This is a genomic window from Nocardia mexicana NBRC 108244, assembly GCF_001613165.1.
Classification (GTDB): Bacteria; Actinomycetota; Actinomycetes; order Mycobacteriales; family Mycobacteriaceae; genus Nocardia; species Nocardia mexicana.
In genome coordinates this window covers 1-5770 of record NZ_BDBV01000061.1, presented here as the reverse complement: position 1 = coordinate 5770, position 5770 = coordinate 1, and the positions used below count along the sequence as shown (strand labels likewise).

Here is a 5770-nt window from a genome sequence, read left to right as displayed (position 1 = left end):
GACCATGTTCCCAGCGCCTGCTGCACAACCATATTCCCGGCATGCTTTTGGCCGGGATCTCGTGGTGGATTCCAGCCAGAAGCATGCCGGAATGACGGGGGCGGCTACGTAATCGATTCAGCCGAGCTGCGGGGCGACCTCTGCCGCGACCAACTCCAGGTGATCCAGGTCGGACAAATCCAGCACCTGCAGGTAGAGGCGGGTGATGCCGGTTTCCTCGCGGTAGCGGCCGATCTTGTCGACCAGTTCGGCGGGCGTTCCGGCCAGGCCGTTGCGCTTCAGCTCGTCGACCTCGCGGCCGATGGCGGCGGCGCGGCGGGCGATCTCGGCATCGTCGCGGCCCACGCACAGCACCTGCGCGGCTGACCAGGTGATCTCGCCCGGGTCGCGGCCGATCTCCCGCGCGGCCGCGGCCACCCGCTCGAATTGCGCTGCGGCCGTGGCGGAATCGGTGAAGGGCAGGTTGAACTCCTGGGCGAAGCGGGCGGCCAGCTCCGGGGTCCGCTTCTTGCCCATACCGCCGATGATCACCGGCGGGCGGGGCCGCTGCGCCGGTTTGGGCAGCGCGGGGGAGTTCTCCAGTTCGTAGTATTTACCGAGGTAGCTGAATGTCTCGCCCTCGACGGTCTCCCACAGCCCGGTGACGATCTCGAGCTGCTCGGAGTACCGGTCGAACCGCTCGCCCAGATCCGGCAGCGGGATGCCGTAGGCGCGATGCTCGTCCTCGAACCAGCCCGCCCCGAGCCCCAATTCGACTCGGCCGCCGGACATCTGGTCCACCTGCGCCACCGAGATCGCCAGCGCCGACGGATGCCGGAAGGTGGCGGCGGTGACCAGCGTGCCCAGCCGGATCCGCGAGGTCTCCCGCGCCAGCCCGGCCAGGGTGATCCAGGCGTCGGTGGGGCCTGGCAGCCCGGACACGCCGCCCATCTTCAGATAGTGGTCGGACCGGAAGAACGCGTCGAAGCCCGCGTCCTCGGTCGCCTTCGCGACGCGCAGGAGGTCGTCGTAGGTTGCGCCCTGCTGGGGTTCGGTGAAGATCCGTAGGTCCACGGGTTCCAACGTACCGATGATCTTGCGCCCGGGCCTGTACGCCCCGGTTCGCGAGTCTCGAATTGCAACATTCCAGACAATCCGAACGTACCTTCCATCCGCCCTCGCGTTTCCGGCATGTTGGGGATACCGGGACTAGCAGGCGATGCCGCTCGGCCTCACTGGACGAGGAACGGCTCCGCGTAGCTGATCCCGGCGCGCGGGTCCTAGCCGATATCGAAGAGGTTGGGTTGGCCGGCGCGGTAGCGGGCGGCGTCGGCCTGGCGGAACGGTTCCAGGGCCGGGATCGACTCTCGCGTGAACAGTTGGGGGCGGGTGGCCGGGGAACCGGAGGCGTCCAGGATCGCGTTCACGGCGCGGCGGCCCGCCTCGTTGGCGCCCTCCATGGTGGCCAGGTCGAAATCGGTCTGTACGTAGTCGGCGGCCAGGAAGAGGTTCGGGATCGCGGTCTCGGCGGTGGGGCGGCGATCCCAGGAGCCGATGGTGTTGACCAGCAGCGGCTCGTCGTTGTGGTTCTGCCCACCCGACCACGTGATGCCCGGATCGAGCATCCACTCCTGCACGATGCCCTCGGGCAGTTGCACGCCACCGTCGTCGTTGAGTGCCGCGGTCATCTGCGCCCACGTCTCCCGGTAGATCTCCTCGTGTGTGCAGTATTTGGCGGGCTTGCCGAACAGGATGCCGGGGGTGTCCCAATCGGCGATATCGATCGTCAGCCCGTCCTGGATCGTGCCGTCGCCGTATCTGGTCGCGTAATCGCCTGGCCAGAACGCTTTTTGGGTATAAGAGGTGAGCCGCCACGGGGCATCGAGATAGATGTTGTAGCCGCGGCCCAGGTTCAGCCTGCGGGTGACGAACATCTGCAGCCCGTTCATCCAGTCCACGAACAGGCCGTCCATGGCGGCCAGCCGGGGATCCAGCTGCCGCATATCCTCCGACCACAGGTCCCGGGCCCGGTCGGTCGGCACCGCGCAGACGTACCAGTCCGCGTCGACCGTGCGCACCGAACCGTCCGGGCGACGGATCCGCGCACCGGAGATGGAATCGCCGTCGACATCGAAGCCCTGCACCTCGTGGCCGGTGTGGAACTGCACACCGAGGTTGCGCAGCAACGAGATCCACGGATCCAGCCACACCTCGTTGGTGGGACCGTCGAGCACCTCGTACACCTTCCGGCCGCCGGTTACCTCCTGCAGCAGCGCGATCAGGAACGCCTCGGCCATATTGCCCATCGAGCGCGCGCTGGCCATCGTCTCCTTCGCGGCCACCAGGGCGCGGGTCAAGCCCGTCGCGGCCAGGCCCCGGTATTCCGCGGAACGCGTTGCGGCGCCGACGAAATCCCACCAGCTGGTGTGCTCCCACTGTCCGTGGCGGCGCTCCTCGCTGGAGGTCAGGTAGGCCACGAAGCGGCTCGCCAGGTACATCGCCTCGGGCACCGGAACCGCGTGGTTCTTCAGGAACATCTCGACCAGCACGCGCTGCCAGCCCTGCGGGGTGAGCAGTTCCCGCGGCTCGAAGTAGAAGCCGAACATCAGCGGGAAGCCGTCGGGCAGGTTGTTCGCGCGCGGATAGCGCGGATCGCCGACCGAGAACGGCACCAGATTGTCGTAGACGCCGTTGGCGTTGCCGGGCACCGGAATTCGCCGCATGGTGTCGTGCACGTGGTGGTAGAAGGAGGTGAATCCGCGGGCGCCGTGCTCACCGGGCAGCGGCACCCGGCCGTCCGCCGCGCTGCCCGGTAGCCCGATCGTGCGGGACTTGCCGCCGAGCTCCTTGCGGTCGAAGACGGTGACCTCGAAACCGCGTTCGGCCAGTTCGTGGGCCGCGGTCAGGCCGCCGATGCCCGCGCCGAACACCGCAACCCGATTGCGGGACGGACCGTTTCGCCGCCGTCCGCCCGGGGACGCCTGTGCTGTTCCGGCACCCGCCAAACCGATCGCCCCCGCGGCGGCCGCGCCACGCAGCACCGTGCGTCGCGACAGCGGTTGTCCCCCAGATTCCTTCGACACCCCGACAAACCTCTCGCAAATCTGACGATTACGATCGTCATATTTACCAGAGCGGCCCGTTCGCCGCGCGATAATGGGAAACTTGCTGGTAGAGAACGAGAATGGAGGTCCGGTGCCCAAACCTGCCGACGCGGACCAGGATGATTCCGGTGACGGCCGCGGGCTCGACGGCGGTTCGAGCGCTCGACGGCAGCCGCGCCGCAGGTATGGCGGCATCGATGCGGCGAGCCGCATCGCCGCCCGCCGCGAGCAACTGCTGCGTGCCGGATACGAGCTGTTCGGCACGCGCGGTGTCCAGGCCACCGGGGTCAAGGACATCTGCCGGGAGGCCGGGCTGACCGACCGCTACTTCTACGAATCCTTCTCCGGGACAAGGGAATTGTTCGTGGCCGTATTCGACCGGGTCATCGCGGAGCTGTACGGCGCGGTCGCCGCGGGCGTCGAGGCGGCGCCCGCGGCGGGCACCCGGAAGCTGCGCGCCGGGATCGGCATCTTCCTGGAGGCGCTGGGCGACGACCGGCGCAAGCTGCGCATCGTCTTCGCCGAACCGGCCGGCGCCGGACCGCAGGCCGAGCGGCACATGCAGGAGTCGCTGCGGCGCTTCACCCGGCTGGTCGCCGACACCGCCCACCGCGCGCGGCCGGACGCGGCGCCCGACGCACTGGTGGACGTGTTCGCGCATTCGGTGGTCGGCATGCTCGAGCGGGTCATCGTGGAGAAGCAGGAGGGACACCTGACCTTGCCGATGGCCGACCTCATCGACCACTGCACGGCGCTGGCCGCGGCGGGCCTGCGCGCCGTCTATGCCGGGAAACTCGACACGGGAAAATAGCTATCGAACTTGTGTTCGAATCGGAGTACTGTGACGGCATGCCTCTCGACCGCCACATCCACCTCGCCCAACTGTGGCTGGAACAGGTGCGCGACCACCTCGCCTCCTCCGCCGCCACCAGCACCAACCTGTCCGCCGAACAACTCAACGTCATGTCCGGGAAGGTCGCCGAAGGCCTGCGCATCTTCACCGAGCTGGCGGGGCAGCCGTCCACCGACGACCCGCCCGACCATGGCGCCGCCTCCCGCTCCCGGCCCACGCCCCCGGCGCGCCGCCCCACCCGCACAGACCCGCGCTACCCGGCAATCCCGCCCTGGCACAGCGCCACCGGCAGAGAGGGTGAAGACCGCCGAGTGCTCGCCATGCATCCGACAGCGAAGTCCTGACCGCGAGAGATCGGGCCGATCCCATTGCGGGACAACCTCACCCGGCCCGTGCGTCTCGTTGCCTCGAACCGTATGCATTTTCGGCAGCTCCGCGCAGTGCGGGCATTGCGCGGATCGGCCGAAGCACGGCGCCAACCCCCGGCGAGGCGCGAATCTTCCAGACGCTCAGGCAGGTTCGCAGACGATGAGCGGTATACGACGATCGGTCCACGTCTGGTAGCTGCCCCATTCCGGGTAGTACTCCACCACTCGCCGCCACAGGTCCGCGCGCTCGTCCCCCTCGGCCTCGTGCGCGATCATCGCCCGCACTCCGCCCCGCGTATGCACCCGCACCTTCGGATCGGCCTTGATGTTGTGGAACCACTGCGGATGCCGGGGTGTCCCGCCGCGCGAAGCCACGAAGACGACACGGTCGCCGTCGGCCATATAGAGCAGCGCCATAGTCCGCGCTTTACCCGTCTTCCGCCCCCGAGTCGTCAACAGCGCCACCGGAACCCCGCGCGGAAACCCACTCCCGAACCGGAACTTCCCACCGACCCGTCCCCCGGTCACCCGAAACAGCGCCACATGCCCCTGCGTGAAGACCCGCATCACCGGCGCATAGAACCGAGAGTCGAAAAACCTGGGACGAGACGGCATTTCGTTCACCATGACAGCTCCGGATCAAGAATATCGAGAGTGCATCATCGCACGGGGCATCTCGATCGGTCGCGATTCCTCCGTTCGATGGCGGAGGGATTTGAACCGTTGCCGCCAAACCTTCGAGATGCTCGGCTGCAATCACGCGATTGCTCACGCGATGTTGCCCTCGTGGGGCTTCCCGTGGCAGTACCCGCCGCCGGCCGTGCCGGTCTTCCGCAGGTTTCCAGCGGGCTCGTTTAACGTCGCCCCGCAACTCGAGGAGGACGTGCCGCCTTCCACTGTCCGCATTGCGAGCGCTGCCAAGTTCCGAGCGGCATTGCGGTCCCGATCAGCGTGATAGCCGCAGAATTCGCAGTGGTAGATCCGTTGGGACAGACGGAGTTTGGTCTTCACACCGCCACAAGCTGAACAGGTCTTCGAGCTGGGATACCAGCGGTCAGCGATAACCAGGTGGCTTCCGCACCAGACTGCCTTGTAGGCGAGCTGGCGGCGCAGTTCACCCCACCCGGCACCGGCGATTCGCCGTGACAAACGGGAGTTGCGCAGCATTCCGGCAACGTTGAGGTCTTCGACCACGATGACACCGAACCGCCGGGTCAGCGCAGTGGTGAGCTTACGAAGACCATCCGCCCGGCAGTTTGCGACGCGAGCGTGCAGCCTAGTGATCTTCGCATTCGCGCGCTGCCAACGCCGGGACGGCTTCACACTCCGCCGCCGGTCGGGGCCATGGCGGCGGGCAGCTCGGCGTTGCAACCGCCTCAGAGACCGTTGCACATGATCTAGGTGGTCGGGATTGGCAACCATGCCGCGCCGATCGGAGACGCCCGGGACAGGGCGTGACAACACCG

6 protein-coding genes are annotated in these 5770 nt (G+C 67.6%); 2 read left to right on the top strand and 4 right to left on the bottom strand.

Annotated elements, in window-relative coordinates:
* Nucleotides 1-117 precede the first annotated feature (117 nt).
* Nucleotides 118-1053: an LLM class F420-dependent oxidoreductase gene (locus NM1_RS24060; protein WP_068023989.1), complete on the bottom strand. Its 936-nt coding sequence runs from the start codon at nucleotides 1051-1053 to the stop codon at nucleotides 118-120.
* Between the two features lie 206 nt (nucleotides 1054-1259).
* Complete coding sequence (locus NM1_RS24055; protein WP_246011666.1) at nucleotides 1260-3062, bottom strand: hydroxysqualene dehydroxylase; 1803 nt, start codon at nucleotides 3060-3062, stop codon at nucleotides 1260-1262.
* A gap of 112 nt (nucleotides 3063-3174) precedes the next feature.
* Here NM1_RS24055 and NM1_RS24050 point away from each other — a divergent pair, with 112 nt between their 5' ends.
* The gene (locus NM1_RS24050; protein ID WP_068023994.1) at nucleotides 3175-3894 is read left to right on the top strand and encodes a TetR/AcrR family transcriptional regulator; all 720 of its coding nucleotides are present in this window, start codon (nucleotides 3175-3177) and stop codon (nucleotides 3892-3894) included.
* A 38-nt stretch (nucleotides 3895-3932) separates the two neighbouring features.
* Nucleotides 3933-4280 (top strand): DUF6374 family protein, encoded by a 348-nt coding sequence (locus tag NM1_RS24045; RefSeq protein WP_147289121.1) that lies wholly within the window; start codon nucleotides 3933-3935, stop codon nucleotides 4278-4280.
* 165 nt (nucleotides 4281-4445) lie between these two features.
* Here the strand turns inward: NM1_RS24045 and NM1_RS24040 are convergent, their stop codons facing one another.
* Nucleotides 4446-4919 (bottom strand): nitroreductase family deazaflavin-dependent oxidoreductase, encoded by a 474-nt coding sequence (locus NM1_RS24040; protein WP_114699834.1) that lies wholly within the window; start codon nucleotides 4917-4919, stop codon nucleotides 4446-4448.
* A 153-nt stretch (nucleotides 4920-5072) separates the two neighbouring features.
* Nucleotides 5073-5770, bottom strand: a 698-nt coding sequence (locus NM1_RS41435) for an RNA-guided endonuclease InsQ/TnpB family protein (RefSeq protein ID WP_218022175.1), incomplete at its 5' end; no start/stop codon positions are given.